This is a genomic window from Vibrio splendidus, assembly GCF_001557875.1.
Lineage (GTDB): Bacteria > Pseudomonadota > Gammaproteobacteria > Enterobacterales > Vibrionaceae > Vibrio > Vibrio splendidus_F.
This window is the reverse complement of record NZ_LNRF01000003.1, coordinates 85,490-106,894: the sequence shown is the minus strand read 5'-3', so window position 1 is coordinate 106,894 and position 21,405 is coordinate 85,490. Positions and strand designations below refer to the sequence as shown.

Annotated in this window: 17 protein-coding genes; 12 read left to right on the top strand and 5 right to left on the bottom strand. The window is 44.7% G+C overall.

Annotated features, from left to right (window positions below):
• Positions 1–178 precede the first annotated feature (178 nt).
• Both ATB74_RS10025 and ATB74_RS10020 read left to right on the top strand, forming a co-directional pair.
• Positions 179–727, top strand: coding sequence for a YcbK family protein (locus tag ATB74_RS10025; protein WP_048659567.1), 549 nt, complete (start codon positions 179–181; stop codon positions 725–727).
• A 99-nt stretch (positions 728–826) separates the two neighbouring features.
• On the top strand, positions 827–1,480 hold the full coding sequence (locus tag ATB74_RS10020; protein WP_010438163.1) for an MBL fold metallo-hydrolase: 654 nt from the start codon (positions 827–829) through the stop codon (positions 1,478–1,480).
• A gap of 112 nt (positions 1,481–1,592) precedes the next feature.
• Here ATB74_RS10020 and ATB74_RS10015 read toward each other — a convergent pair whose 3' ends face one another.
• On the bottom strand, positions 1,593–2,393 hold the full coding sequence (locus ATB74_RS10015) for a DUF2982 domain-containing protein (RefSeq protein WP_060982440.1): 801 nt from the start codon (positions 2,391–2,393) through the stop codon (positions 1,593–1,595).
• A 220-nt stretch (positions 2,394–2,613) separates the two neighbouring features.
• Between ATB74_RS10015 and ATB74_RS10010 the strand changes: the two genes are divergently transcribed.
• The 9 genes from ATB74_RS10010 (at position 2,614) to ATB74_RS09970 (ending at position 14,535) form a co-directional block, all read left to right on the top strand.
• The gene (locus ATB74_RS10010) at positions 2,614–3,006 is read left to right on the top strand and encodes a hypothetical protein (protein ID WP_004733388.1); all 393 of its coding nucleotides are present in this window, start codon (positions 2,614–2,616) and stop codon (positions 3,004–3,006) included.
• 535 nt (positions 3,007–3,541) lie between these two features.
• Complete coding sequence (locus ATB74_RS10005; protein WP_061018342.1) at positions 3,542–4,636, top strand: TRAP transporter substrate-binding protein; 1,095 nt, start codon at positions 3,542–3,544, stop codon at positions 4,634–4,636.
• Positions 4,637–4,813: 177 nt separating this feature from the next.
• Positions 4,814–5,359: a TRAP transporter small permease subunit gene (locus ATB74_RS24105; RefSeq protein ID WP_061018339.1), complete on the top strand. Its 546-nt coding sequence runs from the start codon at positions 4,814–4,816 to the stop codon at positions 5,357–5,359.
• Positions 5,360–5,368: 9 nt separating this feature from the next.
• Positions 5,369–6,652: a TRAP transporter large permease gene (locus tag ATB74_RS09995; RefSeq protein ID WP_060982442.1), complete on the top strand. Its 1,284-nt coding sequence runs from the start codon at positions 5,369–5,371 to the stop codon at positions 6,650–6,652.
• A gap of 104 nt (positions 6,653–6,756) precedes the next feature.
• Complete coding sequence (locus ATB74_RS09990; protein WP_060982443.1) at positions 6,757–8,112, top strand: cache domain-containing protein; 1,356 nt, start codon at positions 6,757–6,759, stop codon at positions 8,110–8,112.
• Positions 8,105–8,743, top strand: a complete 639-nt coding sequence (locus ATB74_RS09985; RefSeq protein WP_061018338.1) for a response regulator transcription factor — start codon at positions 8,105–8,107, stop codon at positions 8,741–8,743. The genes ATB74_RS09990 and ATB74_RS09985 overlap by 8 nt, the downstream gene beginning before the upstream one ends.
• Positions 8,744–8,912: 169 nt before the next feature.
• Positions 8,913–10,511 carry a BCCT family transporter gene (locus tag ATB74_RS09980; protein ID WP_061018336.1) on the top strand — a complete coding sequence of 533 codons (1,599 nt, stop codon included), beginning with the start codon at positions 8,913–8,915 and terminating at the stop codon, positions 10,509–10,511.
• Between the two features lie 271 nt (positions 10,512–10,782).
• On the top strand, positions 10,783–12,354 hold the full coding sequence (locus ATB74_RS09975; protein WP_061018334.1) for a BCCT family transporter: 1,572 nt from the start codon (positions 10,783–10,785) through the stop codon (positions 12,352–12,354).
• 297 nt (positions 12,355–12,651) lie between these two features.
• On the top strand, positions 12,652–14,535 hold the full coding sequence (locus ATB74_RS09970) for a methyl-accepting chemotaxis protein (RefSeq protein WP_061018332.1): 1,884 nt from the start codon (positions 12,652–12,654) through the stop codon (positions 14,533–14,535).
• An 81-nt stretch (positions 14,536–14,616) separates the two neighbouring features.
• Here the strand turns inward: ATB74_RS09970 and ATB74_RS09965 are convergent, their stop codons facing one another.
• The 4 genes from ATB74_RS09965 to trxB form a co-directional block, all read right to left on the bottom strand.
• The gene (locus ATB74_RS09965; RefSeq protein ID WP_061018330.1) at positions 14,617–16,023 is read right to left on the bottom strand and encodes a hypothetical protein; all 1,407 of its coding nucleotides are present in this window, start codon (positions 16,021–16,023) and stop codon (positions 14,617–14,619) included.
• A 225-nt stretch (positions 16,024–16,248) separates the two neighbouring features.
• Positions 16,249–17,970 carry a heme ABC transporter ATP-binding protein/permease CydC gene (gene cydC / locus ATB74_RS09960; RefSeq protein WP_061018328.1) on the bottom strand — a complete coding sequence of 574 codons (1,722 nt, stop codon included), beginning with the start codon at positions 17,968–17,970 and terminating at the stop codon, positions 16,249–16,251.
• Positions 17,963–19,747 carry a heme ABC transporter permease/ATP-binding protein CydD gene (gene cydD / locus ATB74_RS09955; RefSeq protein WP_061018325.1) on the bottom strand — a complete coding sequence of 595 codons (1,785 nt, stop codon included), beginning with the start codon at positions 19,745–19,747 and terminating at the stop codon, positions 17,963–17,965. Before cydD ends, cydC begins: the two co-directional genes overlap by 8 nt.
• Positions 19,748–19,908: 161 nt before the next feature.
• Positions 19,909–20,868: a thioredoxin-disulfide reductase gene (gene trxB / locus ATB74_RS09950; protein WP_060982451.1), complete on the bottom strand. Its 960-nt coding sequence runs from the start codon at positions 20,866–20,868 to the stop codon at positions 19,909–19,911.
• A 189-nt stretch (positions 20,869–21,057) separates the two neighbouring features.
• Here trxB and ATB74_RS09945 point away from each other — a divergent pair, with 189 nt between their 5' ends.
• Positions 21,058–21,231 (top strand): hypothetical protein, encoded by a 174-nt coding sequence (locus ATB74_RS09945; RefSeq protein ID WP_244270921.1) that lies wholly within the window; start codon positions 21,058–21,060, stop codon positions 21,229–21,231.
• The last annotated feature ends 174 nt before the right edge of the window (positions 21,232–21,405 follow it).

Genomic DNA, 21,405 nt, shown 5'->3' with positions numbered 1-21,405 from the left:
GTGATCTTGACTAAAAAATGACAACTAAGCTTCTATTGATAAAATTATAATGTGGATCAATAACTAACCGCGTAAAGGTTACAAATACTAACCTTTTGAGCGGTTTTAGTACGTTGACGCAGCAATTTCCATTATGTATCGTGCATTTTTCGTTCGATCTAATTGGTTTTTTTGCTGTATGTCTCAAAGTTTATTTTCTCGCCGTCAGTTTCTGACTTACGCTGGTGGTACCGCTGTTATCGCCTCAATTACACCTTCTATCGCTTTTGCTTCATACCCGGATCAACCAAGAACGATTAGCATGAATAACCTTCACACCGGTGAAAGATTAGAGACCTGTTATTTCGATGGTACTAACTATGTTGGTGACGAGATGGCACGCCTTAGCAAGCTATGTCGCGATTTCCGCCGCAATGAAATTCATCCAATGGATAAAAACCTGTTTGATCAGATCACTCAGATTCAAAATGTCTTAGGTATTCAAAAAGAAGTCCAGATCATCTCTGGTTACCGTTCTCCAGCGACCAATGAAGCATTGCGCTCAAAGTCGAGTGGCGTGGCGAAGAAGAGTTATCACATGCTTGGTAAAGCGATCGATTTTCGTATCGATGGTGTCGATCTGAAAGAGCTAAGAGACGTAGCCAAAAGCCTGAATGCCGGTGGTGTAGGTTATTATGCACGTAGCAACTTTATCCATATCGATACTGGTCCAGTACGTAGCTGGTAGAGTGAGGTTGAATTTGCGAGCGAATGCTAGGTACTTGTCAAAGTAGACATCCAATGTCATAGTTTGCCCAAATTTCAGTTTGCCCTCTAAGGTTTGTATATGTCTCTTAAGTATCAAGTTGTACCTGTTACCTCTTTCTCTCAAAACTGCTCAATTGTGTGGTGTGATGAGACAATGGAAGGCATCGTTGTCGATCCGGGCGGTGATGTTCAACAACTAGCTGCGATCATTGAAGAGCTAGGTGTTAAAGTGGTGAACTTGGTACTGACGCACGGTCACTTAGATCATGTTGGTGGTACGGTACCACTTGCTGAGATCTTGAAGGTGAATATTGTTGGTCCACATAAGGCCGATAACTTCTGGCTTCAAGGTCTAGAGAATCAAAGCCAAATGTTTGGATTCCCACTGTGTAAAGCCTTTGAACCAAACACTTGGTTAGAAGAGGGTGACAAAGTCACGTTTGGTAATCAAGTGATCGACGTGATTCACACGCCGGGCCACACTCCAGGCCATGTTGTACTGTTCAGCGAGCAAGCACGTCTAGCGTTTGTGGGTGATGTATTGTTTAACGGCGCAATTGGTCGTACTGACTTCCCACAAGGTGATTTCAATACACTTATCGCTTCAATTAAGACAAAGCTTTGGCCACTAGGCAGTGACGTAACATTCGTTCCGGGTCATGGTCCTGAATCGACATTCGGTCGCGAGCGCGCATCAAACCCGTTCGTAGCAGATGAAATGCCTCTATACTAATTAAACCTTTGATTAAGAGACTGATTATTCGTGTCGATTGATTGAAAAATGAAGCTTAGCTTTTGTTGTGAAAGCTAAGCTTTTTTATTGCGCGAAAATTTACTGGCAACCCTTAATCAGAAAGGCGTTCAGCAGCAGCCAAGTAGCGTCGAGCCAGTCCAACAAACTCTTCTCCACTCATATTTAGGTCATTGGTTGATATAAAAATATCGTAGCCGTGAAAACCTCTTTGATATTTCATTCTGTTAGCGAGCATCGCCTGTAGTCCAGAATAATCTTTGATGACGGCTTTCTTGTCACTTAATATTTTAGAGGGTTCAGATGCAGCTAGTGTTTGGCTGTCACTGAAATAGCTCTCTTCAGTGTTTTCTGATTCTTTAAATTTACTTAGCTCTACACAGCCAGCTTCAGTACAGCGGGCATGGTAATGCGATGAGTCGAGAACCATATCTTCAAAGTTTGACTCTTTACCCGCTTGTTTGGCTCCTAGATACAAAAGTGCTCGTTGGCTGAGTAATAACTCACAGGTGATTTTGGGGCAGATCGAATCGAGGTAGGGCGAGTAATCTTTAACCTTGATACCAATCCAAGGCAAAGGTTGGTGCCAGCCATCTTGTTCATAGGTGCAAAGCCCAATTTTTTGGATGTTGTTCCACTTTAAGACCCACCCCCCTTTATAAAAATGCTGCTGAAAATGAGTCGGGGTAAGTGTGAACATCACTCGGCTGCGCAGCATCAAATAGTAGCCGGCTCCCAGAAGGGCAATACTGCAAAAAGCACCCACGATCAGTAACTTTGGGTTGTCACTGTAGAGCGCAACGATCAAGCAAATGAAGCCTAAAATAACGGCGAGGATACGGTACGAGCGAGTGAATGAAGGCAAAGAAAAATTAGTAAGGTGACGAGTGTCCATAGGCAACACCAAGTTTTCATATTTTTGTCTGGATGGATAACCAGTGTATATGACCCTGAATTGATAAGTCGATGTTTAAATAATAGACGCTAGTAGACAATATCGGTATTTTTCGTCGACTTTCGACGCTTCACTCTACAAATAGCTCCTGTTTTTTGGTATAAATCGCGCTTCAAATTTTCACCACTGCGAAAAGAGCAGTGAACTGGAGAAATATTCAATGAGACTTGCTCATAAGCGTAAGGTGCAGGCTAAACTGCAGAAACGCACTAAAGCGGCTGTAGTTAAAGCAGTGGCAACGCCGAAAAAAGCGAAGCCTGTCGCAGAGAAAGTTGTAGCAGAAAAAACTGTAGCAGCAAAACCAGCGGTAGAAAAAGCAGTAGCAGCAACTAAAGAAGTTGCAGTAGCACTGACTCCTAAGCAACAACAAGTTCTAGACATCGTTGTTAGCAATGCTGAAGGCATTAACCCTAAAGGTATCGGCCTAGCAGCTGGTCAAGAAGACGCGAAAGCAGCTTCATGGGCAACAGGCGCATTGAAAAAACTTCTTGAAGAAAACCTAGTAGCGAAAGAGCAGCTAGCAGGTAACAAGGTTATCTACAAAGCTATCTAATCCTTTGGGATTATATTCGCTTCGTTAAGTTTTTAAGCCTCGATTTTCGAGGCTTTTTTGTATTTGTCGGATTATGCCAATCCCAAACGTCTTATTTCCAATTGGCTGACCCCTTACGTTTTTAGTCTGTCTTTCGCGTGTCCTATGTTTTAAAACAATAAGCATCAAAGTAGGTTTTCTGATTCTCTGAAATTATGATTTTCTCGGATTGAGTGCATTTAGGTGCGTATTTGATGTGTGGTGAGAATAGAGCCTCATCACGAAATAGCAATCAATTGTTAACGGTATTTAATTATTAATACTTAGGTATTTATCAATAAACATTCTTCTAGTGAATGAGGTGATTCCTTTAAAATCGACATCACTCCATCATCTCCTACGTAGTTCTACGTAATCCTTTGGTCTAATACGCAGCTTGTGTACGCCCGTCGTGCGTGCTCTCCCTGATATCTTGTTACCTCATCACGGTGCACTCTTATGTTGAATCATAAAAAATGCTCATAGAAAGAGTGTTAACCCAACAAAGGACGTGAACATGAGTCTCATTTCTAACTCCCTAACACGAGTTTTCAAAAACGTTGCAGTTACTGCTGCGGCTTGTTTAGCTTTGGTCGCTACTGGTGCAACTGCTGCTGATAAGGTTTACCGCTTGAAGCTTGCAGAAACTTGGGGACCAAACTTCCCCGTTTTCGGTGATGCAACGAAGAACATGGCGGCGATGGCTGAGAAGATGTCGAATGGTCGACTGCAGATCAGAATCGATTCAGCGAACAAACACAAAGCACCGCTTGGCGTTTTTGACATGGTTAAGTCTGGTCAATACGACATGGGTCACTCAGGCTCTTACTACTGGAAAGGTAAAGTTCCAAACACGCTTTACTTCACATCTATGCCTTTCGGTATGACGCCAGCAGAACAATATGCATGGTTCTATCATGGTGGTGGTATGGAGTTGATGGAGCAGGTTTACTCTCCACATAACTTGATGTCATTCCCTGGCGGTAACACGGATATTCAGATGGGTGGTTGGTTTCAAAAAGAGATCAATAGTGTTGAAGACCTACAAGGTCTGAAAATGCGAATCCCAGGCTTTGCGGGTGAGATTCTTGCTGAACTAGGTGCTAAACCGACGAATATTGCCCCAGGTGAACTTTACACGTCTCTAGAGCGTCGCACGATTGATGCACTAGAGTGGGTTGGTCCATCACTTGATCTGCGTATGGGTTTCCACAAAATCGCGCCGTACTACTACACAGGTTGGCATGAGCCGGGCTCAGAGCTTCAATTCCTAGTGAACAAGCGTACATGGAACAAGCTTCCTGAAGATCTACAAGAAATCTTACGTGTTGCAATGCGTACAGCGGCTTACGACATGTACACACAAGCTACGCACGAAAGTGGCAAGAACTGGGTTTCAATGAAGACTGAGTACCCAGATGTACAAGTGAAAGACTTCCCGCCAGAGGTTATGTCTGCACTGAAAGAAGCGAACGATCGTCTACTTGCTAAGCACGCTGAGAAAGATGCATTGGCAAAAGAAATCCAAGCTTCTCAAGCAAACTACCTAGAGCAGGTACGTTCATGGACGGATATTTCACACAGAGCTTACCTAAATAGCCAAGCGAAATAATCGCCCCTTGTTGAACTGAATCTAAATGAACCCGAAGCTTTTCTTATTGAGTATTTAAGAGTGAATAAGCGGCGGGTTCATTTTAAACATAATAATTAAATGCCCAAGAACCCTTTCTACATCGAACAGCTTGTTACCCCGCTGCGCGATGTCTTTTCAAATTCCATGGAGTCGGGAATGCGAAGTCTAATTTATATTGAACGCATATTTAATCGTATCGGTGATGCACTGGGATGGCTTTCCAGTATGTTGTTTATTTTACTTATCGCCAACGTCGTCTATGACGTTGTCATGAGATATGCATTCAACGATGTCTCAATTGCCTTTCAAGAGATGGAATGGCACCTGTTCTCCGCCGTTTTCCTATTAGGTGTGCCATATGCCATCAAAGCGGGTGGTCATGTTCGAGTCGACGTGTTCTATGAGCAGTTGAGCTTTAAAGCACAGGCCATTATCGATCTGTTAGGCACGCTTATCTTTCTACTGCCGTTTTGTTTGCTGGTGGCTTGGTTCGGTATTGATGTGGCCAAAGAGAGTTATGAACTTGGTGAAACCTCAGGCGATCCCGGTGGCTTGCCATATCGCTGGATCATCAAAGCCATGATCCCGCTGTCATTCTTCTTAATGGCACTGAGTGGTGTAGGTTTGATCCTGCATTCACTGAACAAGATTTTTAATCCGCACCTTATCCATGCAAACAATATTCATACAAAGAACAAGTAGAGGCTGAACATGATTGGAATAGTAATGTTTTTCGTAGCCTTGTTTGCACTTTTACTTGGCTTCCCTGTCGCGTTCACCTTTGGTGGTATCGCGTTAATCTTTGGTGTTTGGGCTGAGGGCATCGAAATGTTTGCCTTCATGCCATATCGAATTCAATCAATCATGGAAAACACGGTGCTGATGGCCGTTCCATTGTTTGTTTTCATGGGGCTTGTTCTGCAAAAGACCAAGCTTGCTGAGCAGTTGCTTGAGTCTATGGGGCGATTGTTTGGTGGTGTTCGTGGTGGTATCGCAATCTCGACGGTACTCGTAGGTTCATTGCTTGCGGCTTCAACCGGCGTAGTAGGTGCTTCAGTAGTGGCGATGGGTCTTATCTCGTTACCAGTAATGCTCAAATACAACTACGATAAAGGCTTAGCCTGCGGCACTATTTGTGCGTCTGGTACGTTAGGGCAAATCATCCCGCCATCTATCGTTTTGATTCTATTAGGCGATGTTCTTGGTGTGCCTGTTGGTGACTTGTTCCAAGCGGCGATTTGGCCGGGTGTGATGCTGGTCGGCGCGTACATTGTTTATATCTTGATATACGCAAAGCTACACCCTGAAGCGGCTCAACCGATTGAACGTGATGACTCCATCAGCCGTAAACAAGAAGTGTTTAATGCACTGAAAGCGATTCTTCCACCTCTCGCGTTAATCATAGTGGTACTGGGTTCAATCTTTGCGGGTGTTGCTACGCCAACAGAGTCTGCTGCATTAGGTGGTGCGGGTGCTATGGTACTTGCTTTGCTATACGGTCAGTTTAGTTGGTCAATGGTGTATGACGCGTCTAAAGAGACGGTGAAAGTCACGGCGATGGTATTCGCTATCTTGTTGGGTGCGACGGCATTCTCTATGGCGTTTACCTACACTGGTGGTGATTATCTGGTTGAAGAGTGGATGCTACAACTGCCAGGTGAGAAATGGGGCTTCCTGATCATTACTATGTTGGTGATTCTGATTCTTGGTTTCTTCATCGACTTCGTAGAGATCTGTTTCATCATCGTGCCGATCATTGCGCCAGTAGCCGAGCTAATGGGCATCAACATGACATGGTTTGCTATCCTTATCGCGATGAACCTACAAACCTCCTTCTTAACGCCACCATTTGGTTTTAGTCTGTTCTATTTAAAAGGGGTAGCACCAAAAGGCGTGACGACTAAGGACATCTATCGTGGCGTGATGCCGTTCATTTTGATTCAAATCCTCGTACTTGGATCACTTCTCGCTTTCCCTTCTTTCTATGGAATGTGAGTGAAGCCTAGAATGTGAATGATATGTTTCAACGGCTATCTATAAATTGCTAAAGTAAAACGGCTTATTGATGTTCAGTAAGCCGTTTTTTGTGAGGGAAAGGAATGCCTCTAAAAGCCAAGCTGATTTTGCTGACGCTGCTCCCGTTGCTGCTCGTAACTGCGAGTATCAGCTGGATCTCGTTACATCAAACCAAGACATTGGGTGATAAAGAAGTTGAGATCTTTAGAGATAGCCTAATCAAGTCGCGCGAAAACGCCCTCAAAGACACGGTTGACCTTGCGTTCGATGCCATAGAACACATCTATAACGATCCAAATATCCAAGAAGCCCAAGCCAAAAAAGAAGTTCGAACCATATTGTCTAAACTTAGATATGGCTCTGATGGGTATTTCTTCGCCTATGATCGCCACGGGACCAACTTGGTTCATCCAATACAGCCAGAGCTGATAGGTCAAAACCTACTGCAACTGCAAGATGAGGATGGCGACTTTCTGATAGAAGCTCTGTTAAGAGAAGCGCAAACTGGAGGCGGGTTTCACCAGTATTTGTGGCAAAAACCGTCGACGGGTGAGGTGGTGTCTAAGTTGAGCTACGCCGCTTGGTTAGAACGTTGGGACTGGATGATTGGCACTGGCTTGTATATTGAAGATGTACACCAAGAAGTGGCCTCGATGCAGGCCGCAATAAACAAGAATATTGAAACCACGTTCTTTTCGATTGTGGTGATTCTGAGCGTGACGGTCGCGGTCATCATCGTACTGACCTTGGCCATTAACATGCATGAACATCGGATTGCGGATAACAACTTAAAAGAACTGGCGCACAAGACAGTGATGTTCCAAGAAGACGAGAAGAAGCACTTAGCGCGTGAGCTACATGATGGTATTAACCAATTATTAGTGTCGAGTCGTTGCCACTTAGAGCTACTCGGTAATAAGCTACAAAGTGAAGACCTTAAAGCACATTTGAATAAGTCACAGCACTCACTGATGCGAGCGATTGAAGAGGTGAGGCACATTTCACATCAACTTCGCCCAAGTTCACTGGATGACATAGGCTTAGAAGCGGCATTGTCTTCGTTGTTATTAGATTTTCAGGCGCACTCCGGCATTGAGGTGGAAACTTTATTTAGCACTCAACCGGGGAAGTTAAAATCAGAAGCCGCAACGACCTTGTATCGAGTGGTGCAAGAGTCTCTGAATAACATAGAGAAACACGCACAAGCGACCAAAGTAACGGTTATCGCCCAGCAAATTGGTAACGTGTTGCAACTGCTTATCCAAGATAATGGTGTCGGTTTCAATACCTATAAAGCGATGGAAAAACGAGGGATCGGGCTGCGTAACATGAGAGAGCGAGTGGAGTTCATTGGCGGTGATTTTGAGTTGATGAGTGAGATTGGTTTCGGAACGGAAATTACGGTGTTACTGACACTAGAAGGATTAGTGAATGAGTGAAGTTATTCGAGTTGTGATTGCTGACGATCACCAAGTCGTACTGGATGGCTTTATGGCGAGATTAGAACTCGAGCCTGATATTAGTGTGATAGGCACAGCCAGTAATGGATTAGAAGCGGTTGAGATAGTGAAAACGCTGCGCCCTAATGTGGTGTTGATGGATATTAGCATGCCTATCATGAATGGTATTGATGCGACCCACCTGATTAAAGAAGAAGACCCGGAAGCCAAGGTGCTGATGCTGACTATGCATAACAACCGTGAATACATCATGAAGGTGAGGCAGTCGGGTGCGGTCGGCTATATGTTGAAAGAGATTTCGGCTGAAAAAATGGTGCAGGCAATCAAAACCGTCAATCAAGGCTCGACTTATTTCTGTGAAAAAGTCACGCAGAATTTGTTTACTCAGCCGATTACTCCTACGCCATCGGTCAAAAATCCATTGAGCAGACGTGAAGAGGCTGTGCTGAAATTAGTCGCAAAAGGGGAGAGCAGTAAAGAGGTCGCAAAGGCACTGAATATCAGCTATCGAACGGTCGAAACCCATAGGCAAAATATTAAGCACAAGCTGGATATTCATTCTACAGCAGAGCTTGCTAAGTACGCGGTCAGCTCCGGGCTTGTCGACTGATCCTACGCTAAATTACATTAAATGTGTAATTTAATTACTAAATGTGTAATTTAGGCCTCCTTTATGGAGGTTTTTTTAGTATTTTTGCGACAGGTTGATATTCTTCTTTTCGAAATTTAAGTGCCGAATGCAATGTTGCAAACTGTGCGCTGCAAATTAGAGAGGAAGCATGGAGCCTGTAAAAGATAGGTATAGTATTGAAAATACCGATTATACAGTAGGACAAGATAACGTTCAGAAATGGGGTTTTGATGTTCATAACCCAGTATTTGGAATCAGTGCAGGAGCGATCATTGTCTTTCTTCTGGCACTTCTAGTCGCAGACCCTGACACCGCAAAAGCGGCGCTTGATGGAATCAAATGGAAAGTCATCGGTAACTTCGATGGTTTCTTCATGTGGGCAGCAAACATCTTCGTTATTTTCTGTTTTGCCCTCATTGTCTCCCCGTATGGCAAGATACGTATTGGTGGCAATGATGCCAAAGCAGAGCACTCAAACCTATCTTGGATGTCGATGTTATTCGCCGCAGGAATGGGTATTGGCTTAATGTTCTGGGGTGTTGCTGAGCCAGTGGCTTACTTCACTGGCTGGTATGAAACGCCATTAGGTGTTGAAGCTTACTCTCCTGAAGCGGCGAAGTTGGCTCTTGGTGCAACCATCTACAACTGGGGTCTTCACGGTTGGGCGATTTACGCAGTTGTTGCGCTAGCGCTTGCCTTCTTCACCTTCAATAAAGGTTTACCTCTATCAATCCGCTCTATTTTCTATCCTATTTTGGGTGATAGAACTTGGGGTTGGTTTGGTCATATCGTTGATATCGTCGCTGTGCTTGCAACGCTATTTGGCCTTGCAACTTCATTGGGCTTAGGTGCACAACAAGCAACCAGTGGTATTAACCATGTGTTCGGTACCGATGGTGGTATTGGCATGCAGCTGATTGTTATCGCAGTGGTTACTTTCTTAGCAACAATGTCAGTGGTTCGTGGTATCAACGGTGGCGTAAAAGTACTAAGTAACGTCAACATGTTGGTTGCTTTGGGCTTACTTATCTTCGTAACCATCGCTGGTGGTATGGCGGGTATTAAAGCAATCCCAACTGCGCTAATGGGCTACATTGAAAACTTTATTCCTTTAAGTAATCCTCATGGTCGTGATGATGAAACGTGGATGCAAGGTTGGACGGTATTCTACTGGGCGTGGTGGATGTCTTGGTCACCATTCGTAGGCATGTTCATCGCTCGTATCTCTAAAGGTCGTACGATTCGTGAATTCATCGTCGCTGTATTGTTCATTCCAACGACTGTAATCATTATCTGGATGGCTATTTTCGGTGGTATCGCGATTGATCAAGTGGCGAACAAGGTGGGCGAGATTGGTGTGAATGGTCTGCAAGATATTACACTTTCTCTTTTCCATACTTACGATGCACTACCAATGAGCTCTGTGCTTTCAGTGGTATCGATTGGTTTGATTATGGTGTTCTTTATCACCTCGTCTGATTCAGGCTCATTGGTTATCGATAGCATTACCTCTGGCGGTAAAGTGGATGCACCTGTTCCACAACGCGTATTTTGGGCGTTGATGGGCGGCGCGATTGCAGCGGTTCTACTGTGGGTTGGTGGTACGGAATCAATTCAAGCACTGCAAGCTGGAACGGTATCAATGGCGCTACCATTTGCCTTCATATTATTGCTTATGTGCCTAAGCTTATTGCTAGGTTTACGAACTGAAAATCAATTGGTTAAGCATCAAAATGCTTTGAGTTAAAAGTACTTTTGATAAAAAGGTCGACAGGGTCGACCTTTTTTTCGTCATAAACTTGAGTAATTACGTGAATATTGTTTGAAATTCCATCGAACCGATTCTGGTTTACTGAAAACAACAAGTTAACCTGCTAAACTTCAGACATCCAAGTATTTGAATTATTGTGACAACAGCTTGTACTACTTGGATCGTAGGTTCGAGTTTGTAATTAAGTCGCAGGTAAGTAAGGAATACGCGGTCAATAGACCCTATTAGTATTCCGTAGAGAGGGATAATGACTAAAGGTATAGATAAATACAGTATCGACAGTACGGATTACACTGTCGGTCAAGATAACGTCCAAAAATGGGGTTTTGATGTTCATAACCCAGTATTTGGTATCAGTGCGGGACTTATCGCTTTGTTCCTGATCGGTGTTCTTATTACAGATACCGCTTCAGCAAAGGCTGCATTAGATGGTGTTAAAGGCCAGATTATCAATTCGTTTGATTGGCTTTTCATCTGGTCGGGTAATATTTTCGTAATTTTCTGCTTGGGCTTGATTGTTTCTCCATACGGCAAAATCCGCCTTGGTGGTGCTGATGCGACGGCAGATTACTCATTCATGTCTTGGCTATCGATGCTGTTTGCCGCAGGTATGGGTATCGGTTTGATGTTCTGGAGTGTGGCTGAGCCTGCTGCTTACTTCACGGGTTGGTTTGAAACTCCGTTAGGTGTTGAACCAAACACACCAGAAGCTGCAAAACTGGCATTAGGTGCAACCATGTATCACTGGGGTCTACACCCTTGGGCGATTTATGGCGTAGTAGCACTGTCACTTGCGTTTTTCTCTTACAACAAGGGGTTGCCTCTTTCAATTCGTTCTATCTTTTACCCAATTTTAGGTGATAGAGCTTGGGGCTGGGCAGGTCACATTGTTGATATTCTTGCTGTACTTGCAACCCTATTTGGTCTGGCGACATCGTTAGGTCTTGGTGCACAACAAGCGGCAAGTGGTATTCAGCATGTATTCGGCATCGAAGCGGGCTTAGGGCTGCAAGTTATTGTGATTACAGCGGTGACTTTATTGGCGGTTGTCTCCGTACTTCGTGGTATTGATGGTGGCGTTAAAGTTATCAGTAACATCAACATGTTGGTTGCTTTCCTACTGCTGATCTTAGTGGCTCTAATCGGCTACGCGGTGACTTTAGGTTCTATCCCAACAACATTGATGGCATACATTGAAAACATCATTCCGCTAAGTAACCCTCACGGTCGTGAAGATGAAACATGGATGCACGGTTGGACTGTATTCTACTGGGCTTGGTGGATCTCATGGTCTCCATTCGTAGGTATGTTTATCGCACGTGTTTCTAAAGGTCGTACCGTTCGTGAGTTCATCACAGCAGTACTGATTGTACCGACCACAGTGACTATCATCTGGATGTCAGTATTCGGTGGCATGGCGATTGACCAAATCGTGAATAACGTTGGTATTCTTGGTCAAGACGGCCTAACGGATGTATCATTAGCAATGTTCCAAATGTTTGATGCACTGCCGTTCGGTACTCTGCTTTCAATCATTGCGGTTGTATTGGTTCTAGTCTTCTTCATTACATCGTCTGACTCAGGCTCCCTAGTAATCGACAGCATTACTGCTGGTGGTAAAGTTGATACGCCTGTGCCTCAACGTGTGTTCTGGGCGTTCCTTGAAGGTGCGATTGCTGTCGCTCTATTGTGGGTTGGTGGTACTGAAGCAGTACAAGCTCTACAAGCGGGTGCAATCTCGACGGCATTGCCATTCACCATCATTCTATTACTGATGTGTGTGAGCTTGCTAATGGGTATGCGTACAGAAAAACGCTAGGCTTTCTAAGCTAAAATCTACTGCAATTTATACGCAGTAGAGCGGTAGATAATATGAAGGCAGAAGAGGAAACTCTTCTGCCTTTTTGTTTTTTTTACCGTACTAAATCTGACATTATTTCTAATAATCACATAATAAATAGCGCCTTAAATTTGGCGACAAGCCAAGGAATTGACATTAGGTAAGCTTATGGTTTGCTTAAAATTATATTCCGATATTAAATTGTGAAATCGCTCGAATTTAATACTGATATTGGGTAGTATGCGCGGGATTTCCCACCACTCGTGAAACTTTGACATGAAACTAACACTAAAGCAGAAGTTGATAGGTGCTAGCCTATCTGCTGTTGTCGTTATGGCTACAGCGTTGACTTGGTTATCAGCAAACCAATTATTTGAACAGACTCGTAATGGCGTATACCTACGAGCTGAAAGCGTATCTGAAGCAGCATCTGAAGGTATTAAAAACTGGATTGATATCCGCACGGATATCGCATCAGCATTTAATGACTTTTCACGAGAGGGTGATGTTGTTCCTTTCCTTAAGCAAGCTCGTGTAGCGGGTGGCTTTGACGATATCTTTTTAGGTACTCCAGAAGGTGGAATGTACCGTTCACACCCTGAACGTAATCGTGCTGATTACGATCCTCGTCAACGTCCTTGGTACCAAGAAGCAAACGCTGCAGGTAAGCAAATCATTACCACGGCTTACCAAGATGCAATCACGAAAGCACTTCTAGTAACGATCGCAGAACCTGTTCGCCACAACGGCCAACTTGTTGGTGTTGTTGGTGCAGACGTACTTATCGACCAATTGGTTAACGATGTAATCAGCCTTGATGTTGGTGACAACGCTTACGCAATGTTAATTGATGCCTCTGACGGCACCTTCTTAGCACACCCAGATTCAGCATTGAGCCTGAAGCCGGTAGGTCAGCTTTCAAACGACATCTCTATGCCTATCATCGAGAACGCAGTGCGTACTGGTAGCATCGAGATTATTAAAGAGCGTGGCGCTGAGAAGCTGCTTTACTTCACTAAGGTGCCTAACACTAACTGGATCTTCGCGGTTCAAATGGACCGAGCGACTGAAGAAGCGAACCACTCAACACTGCTTACTCAGCTAATCATGACAGCTGTTGTGATTACGCTTATCGTGATCGTATTGGTTTCTTGGTTAGTGAGCTTCCTATTCCGCGACCTAAACCGCGTTTCTGCTGCACTTGAAGAGATCGCTTCAGGTGAGGGCGACCTTACTCAACGTCTTGAGCCTAAGAGCGACGACGAGATTGGTCAACTTGCTACAAACTTCAACCGTTTTGTGGGCAATATGCACACCATGGTGATCAAGCTAAGCGAAGTATCTGCTGCGCTAGGCAACCAAGCACGTCAAACGGCTTCTCAAGCTGAAGAACGTAGTGCTCGTATCCAAATGCAACAAGACGAGATCAACATGGTAGCGACAGCCGTTAACGAAATGGCTGCAGCAACACAAGAGATCGCAGGTAACGCAGACCACACGGCACAGAACTCATCTGAAGCGGTTGGCGCGTGTGAGCACGGTACTGGTCAAGTAACACAGACTCAAAGTTCTATCCAAAACCTTGCTCAAGAAGTTCAAATCGCAACCAACGTGATTCTAGAACTTGAAGAGCACGGCAACAGCATCAACGCTATCTTGTCTAACATTCAAGGTATTGCAGAACAAACGAACCTACTTGCACTTAATGCCGCTATTGAAGCTGCACGTGCCGGTGAGCAAGGTCGTGGTTTCGCAGTAGTTGCGGATGAAGTTCGAGTTCTAAGCCAACGTACACACGGTTCAACGCAAGAAATTCAACAAACGATTGAGTTGCTGCAAGGTACAACAGGCAAAGCGGTTAATATCATGAACGATAGCCGTACTCTTGCTGAAACCAGTGTTGATGACGCGAACTCAGCGGCTGCAAGCCTAACGCAAATCCATGCTGCTGTTGAACGCATCAGCGACATGGCAACACAGATTGCTTCTGCTGCAGAAGAGCAAGCGTCAGTAACGTCTGAGATTACTCGTAATACTGAAGGAATCCGTGACGTATCTAACGAGCTAGCAGACGAAGCACACCAAGCTGCAGAGCAAGCTGCGCAGCTTTCTGAGCTGTCTCACGAGCTAGAAAGCGAAATCAGCCGCTTCAAGCTGTAAGCGCTAACTGATAATTTGAAAGCCGAATGTGAATATCACATTCGGCTTTTTTGTGCATGCTAATTAGAGTTGTGACCCAAACTAGTTATTCGGGTAACCTGGAAACTTAGCTTTAAGGGCCGCACGAGTCGGGAAGTACTGCTCCATAAATTTAACCATCGCAGGATCGTTCGCTTGTAGCTCTGTGAAGGTTGCTGAACTTAACTCTTGCGCGCTGTAACCCTGATAGTTCAGGTCGTAGTAGGCATAAAGAGAATAGGCTAGGTACTCTTGATCGTATGACTCTGCGTCTAAATCAGCTTCGACAATCGTCGAGTCTTTTCCGTTCGGAAAGTAAGAGCTTGCAAGAATCGCTTTCTCATTCAGTTTATCTAACTCCTTCTGCATCACACCCCATTTCGACGAAGATGATTGTACCGCTAGGTTCATCACACCGTAATCGTGAACAAAGTGAATGATCTCTTCAAACGCAGCGTCTCTTTGAGTCCCTAAGTCAGGCTTGTTCTCGTCGGTTGTCGTGTCTGTGGTTTCGGTAGCAAAAAGATCTTGGAAGCGGTAATTGTCTTCTAAGAAGTCACCAACTCTCTTATCCCAGTTTTGATCTGATAGGAATGCCATCGCAACTTTACTGTCGTAAAGTGCCTTAGTCACTTCAGAAGGGAAGCTATCAAGGTAGTACTGCATGATGTTCTTAACATGAGCGACCTTTGCTTCCGAATTGTTTGCAGATTTGTCTTCAATTAATAGTGGGATCTTATAACCGTGAGCTTCAACGCAAGTTTGTTGCTTGATGCCATTTGTAAGCAGCTCACCCGTTGTATTTGAGATAACAGAACAGTCAGCTGTAGGCACTCGTGAGAATGTCTCTGAGGCGCTTTGAGCGAAGGATGGAACAAATTGAATGCCATTACTTAAAGTGTTACCGACACGAACATAAAGGTTCATAGGTCTCATTTGGTCGATATTAAATTTGATGCCGCTGTTATCAATAATGAATTGCTTATTGATGGTCACGGTATCCGCTTTTTTCCATCGAATGACGTTGTTTATGTTGTTTTCGACCTCTGCGATAGCAAGCATTTCAGGTGTCGTTGTTGAGTTAAAGTTTTCGTAGTAAATATCGAAGTTTTCAACGCTAAACGTTTTTCCTGCAGAGTTTGTTGCCGTTACTGAAAAGGTAATATCAGCATCGTTTTGGGTTTTGTAATTGCGCTCAGGAATACCGTGAACTTGCGCGAAGCTGCCGCTAGATTTTAGATTATTACCATACTGAGTAATATCAATGTTCACGTTTTTGTCTGTACCCGCAGCAATCGACTTCACGCTGAATTGCAGTGAGTAATTACTTCCTAAGCTAACCACTGAGCTAGCGCTTGATGCGTCGATGACATTCTTTGATGCGTTGGCGTTATTACCGTCGTTGCTTCCGCCACAAGCGGTAAGCATCGCTGTAAAAACAAGAGTTGGAATAGTGAGTTTGTGTACCATAGGAGACCACGTTATCTGCAAGCTATAAAGCCTGCATGTTACAAGAAATGGCGTTTGCTCTTGGTAAGCTATTGTAAGTTGTGTATTGATTGTACTTACAAATGGTTGGGGTGTTATTCCCTAGGGTTATCATTCGGCAGCTGCTCGATACTCGAATCACAGGCAATAAAAAAGCCCGAGCATGGACTCGGGCTTTGAATGGTTGTTTTATAACTTATGAAGGAGCTAGATTGCCTGGCGAAGTTGGAAGTAGCGTCCTTCTTCGTTTAACAGCTTCTCATGGGAGCCGTGTTCAACAATCTCGCCTTGTTCAATCAGAACGATCGAATCCATCGATTCCAGACCAATCAAACGGTGCGTAATGAAGATAACCGTCTTGCCTTCAAAATGCTTCTCAAACAGTGCCATTATGCTCTGTTCAGTTTGCTTATCTAAGCCTTCTGTTGGCTCATCGAGAAGCAGGATAGGGGCATCATGAAGAATCGCACGTGCGATACCAATACGGCGCTTCTCACCACCGGACAGTTGACGACCACCGTCACCTAACCAGCTATCAAGTGCATTATTCTCAAGCACCTTTTCTAGGCCAACGTCTTTTAAGATATTCGCTAAGTGATCATCGGTCGCTTCTGGTCTTGCAATCAACAAGTTGTCACGCAAAGTTCCATTTAGAATGTCGACACGTTGGCTTACTACACTGATTGATTCACGAAGCTGTGATTCATTCCACTGAGTCAGTTCAATGCCTGCGATTGAGATGTAACCCTTTTTAGGGTCCCAGTAGCGAGTCAGAAGCTGAATCAGTGTCGATTTACCCGAACCCGTTTGACCCACAATTGCGACCTTATTCGTTGCAGGAATCGTTAGGTCGACAGCGTTCAGAACACTGCGCTCAGAATCAGGGTAGTTGAACGTCACGTTTGAGAACGTAATATCAAGCGGTTTGTTGATGTCGAGCTTCTCTTCAGCAAACTGAACTTCAGGCTCTGACAGAATCACTTCGTTCAAGCGACGTGCTGAAGACAGAGTTTGACCTAAATGCTGGAACGCACCTGCGATTGGCATCAGCAGTTCAAAACTTGCCATGGTTGCGAACGCCATTAGCGCGATGAACGGGTCTGGCGCATTACCACCCACACCATCAGCTGCAAGCCAAAGCATAAGAACAAGCGTTAAACCGTTGAACAGCATTAGCGCTGCTGAAGCCATACCGGTTAGGTTAGCGTTCACAAACTGATTCGCCATCAGCTTGCGTTGCGTTTCTAGAATCGCATTACGGTAACGCTCTTCAGCACCGAACAGAGTCAGCTCGCTGTAGCCTTCAATCCAATCTAGCGTAGTTACACGAAGATCCGCTTTGTTCTGAGTAAGCTCACCACCGTTACGTTTACCCAGCTTGTAGAACAAGACAGGCCAAACCAACAGCATGATAAGCAGGATAGAACCTAAGATCAGGCCTAGTGAAGTATCAAACCACATCAAGAACAGAGTCAGGAAGAAGATACCAAACACACCAACCGTCACTGGGCTTACTAAGCGCAAGTAAACGTGGTCCATTGCATCGACATCAGCAACCAAACGGTTGAGAAGGTCAGCATCACGAAGGTTTGAAATACGACCTGGGATCAGCGGAGCCAGCTTCTTGAAGAAGAAGATACGCAGATCAGTCAGTAGTTTGAATGTCGCATTGTGGCTAACAACACGTTCACCCCAACGACCCGCTGTTCGGCTCATTGCCAAACCACGTACACCACCGCCCGGTAGCATGTAGTTGAAGGTTTCACGCGCAATCGTAAGGCCAGCAACCGCAGAAGCTGAAATGAACCAGCCTGATAGCGTTAACAAGCCGATAGAAGCCGACAGAGTAGCGAAAGCCAATAGCATGCCTAGCGACAGGCCAAACCAATGCTTTTTATAGAGTTTCAGGTAAGGCAGTAAATCACGCATCTAAATTACCCTTATTGTCTTGTTGAGCTAAGTTCGCGTTAAGCATCTCTTCGAATAAACCACCCGCAGTCGAAAGCTGAGAGTAATGACCTTGTTCAACAAGACCACCATCGCGCATAACCAGAATGTTATCGACCGATTGAAGCGGGGCAAGTTGATGCGTCACAAGCAGAGCTGTGCGGCTTTCGATATTGCTGTTGATGCCTTTCATCACTAGCTGCTCACTGCGAGTATCTAGGCTGGCTGTCGGTTCATCAAGCAACCAGAATTGACCGTCTTGAATCATTGCGCGAGCCAGTGCCAAACGTTGAGATTGACCAACAGATAAGCCACCCGAACGATCAGAAATCATATAATCCAAGCCGTGGTCATTAACGAACTCACTAGCAAAAGATTGGTCTAGTGCGTTTTGAACCGTTTGGTCAGTGATATTGTGCTTACCTAGCGTGACGTTGTCACGAATCGTGCCGTGGAGTAGCAACGGGTTTTGACCAACCCAGCTAATGGTTTTACGCCAAGAGGCTAAATCTAGATCACGCAGTTCAATGCCATTGATTTTCAAGCTTCCTTCATAAGGCATGAAACCAAGGATGGCGTTGATCAAACTTGTTTTACCCGCACCACTTGGGCCAACTAACGCCGTCGATTGGCGAGTGTTCAGTGCAAACGAGATAGGGCCAACCAATTGAACACCTTCAGGGCTTAACACTTTGAGATCTTGAGCTTCAATATTGATGCCTTGAGCCGGATCGAGCTGAGTGTCGCCTGATTTAACCTTAGTGATGTCTGTTTCTAGGAACTCGACAATACTTTCGGCTGCGCCAACTGCTTGTTGTTTTGCATGGTAGAAAGTACCTAAGTCACGCAGAGGTTGGTAAAACTCTGGCGCCAAGATAAGGATAAACAAACCAGCGAATAGCGTAATGCCTGCGCCGTAGTGACCAAAGTTAAGCTCACCAATGTAGGTGAAACCAAAGTAAACCGCCGTCATCGCAATAGAGATAGACGTGAAGAATTCAAGCACAGCAGAAGACAAGAAAGCGATCTTCAATACATCCATAGTACGCGTTCTGAACACTTCAGATGCACCTTTCAATACTTCTGTTTCAGCGTTGGTACGATCGAAAAGACGGATGGTTGTCATTGATTGCAAACGGTCGTAAAAGTGACCTGAAAGACGCTGAAGCGCTTTGAAGTTTTTACGGTTTGCATCGGCTGCTTTCATACCAACAAGTGCCATGAACATCGGCACCAGTGGAGCAGTAATCAAGAAGATCAGTCCTGCTGCCCAGTTTACAGGGAATACTACGACCAAAATAATGAACGGAATCATTACCGACAGAGACATCTGAGGTAAGTAACGAGAGAAGAAATCTTGCATGTCTTCTACTTGTTCTAACAACAGCGTTGCCCACGTACCGGCCGGCTTACCTTTAATGTAAGCAGGGCCTAACTCACGTAATTTATCCAGGATGAGTTGCCTGATGTAGACACGGATTTGTTCACCACAGCGATAACCTGCGATCTCACGTCCCCATGTACAGCCAGCACGGCCAACGACCGATAATGCCAAGCCTGCGAAATGACCAACCAGTTCAGATTTATCGACATTCTCGATGATCAGTTGGTGAAGAATAGAGGCGAGAAGAGCTGCTTGAGCAATTAAAAACACGCTTGAAAGTACGCCAAGGCTAATCGCAATCATAAGCCAGCGTTTCGCTAACTTACTCTGTTGCTTAAGCCACTTGTTCAAGCTGCGTTGTTTTTTCTTATCCATTATGAAGGCTTAATGATAATTATTATTTGTTGAGGGCGGCTAGTATACAAAAGAAAGCCCAGTGGATATACCACTGGGCTCTAGGGATTTACAACAAAATGTGATGACGCCCTGCATCTACTAAGGCGAGAGCACCGATATTCAAATCCGCAATCTCAGATTTACTTATCGTTAAGGCCATCTAGGAAGCGTTCAGCATCCAGAGCAGCCATACAACCCGTGCCAGCAGAAGTGATTGCTTGGCGGTAGTTGTGGTCCATTACATCACCTGCAGCGAATACGCCTGGGATGCTGGTTTGTGTCGCGTTACCTTCAAGACCAGACTGAACGATGATGTAATCGTCTTTCATATCCACTTGGCCTTTGAAGATTTCAGTGTTTGGTTGGTGACCGATAGCAATGAATGCGCCCATTACTTCGATGTCTTCTGTCTTATCAGACTGAGTATCTTTAATACGAACGCCCGTTACGCCCATGTCGTCGCCTAGAACTTCGTCTAGCGTGCGATCAGTGTGAAGAACAATGTTGCCGTTCTCTACTTTGTCCATTAAACGCTTCACAAGAATCTTTTCAGCGCGGAACGTGTCACGACGGTGAATTAGGTGAACTTCAGATGCGATGTTAGACAGGTAAAGTGCTTCTTCAACAGCGGTGTTACCACCACCCACAACCGCTACTTTCTGGTTGCGGTAGAAGAAACCATCACACGTTGCACAAGCAGAAACGCCGCGGCCTTTGAATGCTTCTTCAGAATCTAAACCTAGGTACTTAGCTGATGCGCCCGTTGAGATGATCAACGCATCACATGTGTACTCGCCAGAATCGCCTTTAAGACGGAAAGGGCGGTTTGAAAGGTCTACTTCGTTAATGTGGTCGAACAGGATCTCTGTTTCAAAGCGCTCTGCGTGCTCTTTCATGCGATCCATTAAAGCTGGACCCGTTAAACCTTCAGCATCACCCGGCCAGTTTTCTACTTCTGTTGTGGTTGTAAGCTGACCACCTTGCTGCATACCGGTAACAAGTACTGGGTTTAGGTTTGCACGAGCAGCGTAAACTGCAGCTGTATAGCCAGCAGGGCCAGAACCAAGAATCAATAAATTACAGTGCTTTACGTCGCTCATGAGGACTCCGAAATTGAAATTGTTTTAATTTATAATCGCTTAGGATTGTATGGAAAATATGGAGGCAATAAAAGGTTAAACAAGGGCTGAAGTGTAATTAATCGTTATACGTTAGAACTTAATCGAGACAAACGTTTTCGTGGCTGGAAGAGCAGTGAAAACCATTGCTGGCAGCTTGTTTACAAAGAAGTGAGTTTTCACGATGCATTCCACCGTTTAGACAAGCTTTACCTAACGACTATCTACACAAACGAAGTAGGGAAGCCCGTGAAAGTCGAACTACTGAATGCAACGAACAAGCAGTTAGTAAACCTGCCACCCGTTGATTTTGAAATCGACCTTGAAGAAGCTTGTATGTTTTAGGGCGCATAAGATTCGTCGGTTCTTAAGTTTACAGCTAGAGAAAAATTAGCCAGTAACTTTGCTGAATTAGAAATTCATGAATTACTTTTCATAAGTCAAATATTGCCAATTAATACGCCTTCATATAGTACGTACTTTGCCTAGTTATGCACATCTTATGGGGTCAGTACAATC

Coding starts and splice junctions, on each gene's coding strand:
- cydC (WP_061018328.1), bottom strand. CDS start 17,970: ATGCGTGATTTACTGCCTTACCTGAAACTCTATAAAAAGCATTGGTTT.
- ATB74_RS10005 (WP_061018342.1), top strand. CDS start 3,542: ATGAGTCTCATTTCTAACTCCCTAACACGAGTTTTCAAAAACGTTGCA.
- ATB74_RS09990 (WP_060982443.1), top strand. CDS start 6,757: ATGCCTCTAAAAGCCAAGCTGATTTTGCTGACGCTGCTCCCGTTGCTG.
- ATB74_RS09985 (WP_061018338.1), top strand. CDS start 8,105: ATGAGTGAAGTTATTCGAGTTGTGATTGCTGACGATCACCAAGTCGTA.
- ATB74_RS10020 (WP_010438163.1), top strand. CDS start 827: ATGTCTCTTAAGTATCAAGTTGTACCTGTTACCTCTTTCTCTCAAAAC.
- ATB74_RS09980 (WP_061018336.1), top strand. CDS start 8,913: ATGGAGCCTGTAAAAGATAGGTATAGTATTGAAAATACCGATTATACA.
- ATB74_RS09970 (WP_061018332.1), top strand. CDS start 12,652: ATGAAACTAACACTAAAGCAGAAGTTGATAGGTGCTAGCCTATCTGCT.
- ATB74_RS10025 (WP_048659567.1), top strand. CDS start 179: ATGTCTCAAAGTTTATTTTCTCGCCGTCAGTTTCTGACTTACGCTGGT.
- trxB (WP_060982451.1), bottom strand. CDS start 20,868: ATGAGCGACGTAAAGCACTGTAATTTATTGATTCTTGGTTCTGGCCCT.
- ATB74_RS09995 (WP_060982442.1), top strand. CDS start 5,369: ATGATTGGAATAGTAATGTTTTTCGTAGCCTTGTTTGCACTTTTACTT.
- ATB74_RS09975 (WP_061018334.1), top strand. CDS start 10,783: ATGACTAAAGGTATAGATAAATACAGTATCGACAGTACGGATTACACT.
- ATB74_RS10010 (WP_004733388.1), top strand. CDS start 2,614: ATGAGACTTGCTCATAAGCGTAAGGTGCAGGCTAAACTGCAGAAACGC.
- ATB74_RS24105 (WP_061018339.1), top strand. CDS start 4,814: ATGCGAAGTCTAATTTATATTGAACGCATATTTAATCGTATCGGTGAT.
- cydD (WP_061018325.1), bottom strand. CDS start 19,747: ATGGATAAGAAAAAACAACGCAGCTTGAACAAGTGGCTTAAGCAACAG.
- ATB74_RS09965 (WP_061018330.1), bottom strand. CDS start 16,023: ATGGTACACAAACTCACTATTCCAACTCTTGTTTTTACAGCGATGCTT.
- ATB74_RS10015 (WP_060982440.1), bottom strand. CDS start 2,393: ATGGACACTCGTCACCTTACTAATTTTTCTTTGCCTTCATTCACTCGC.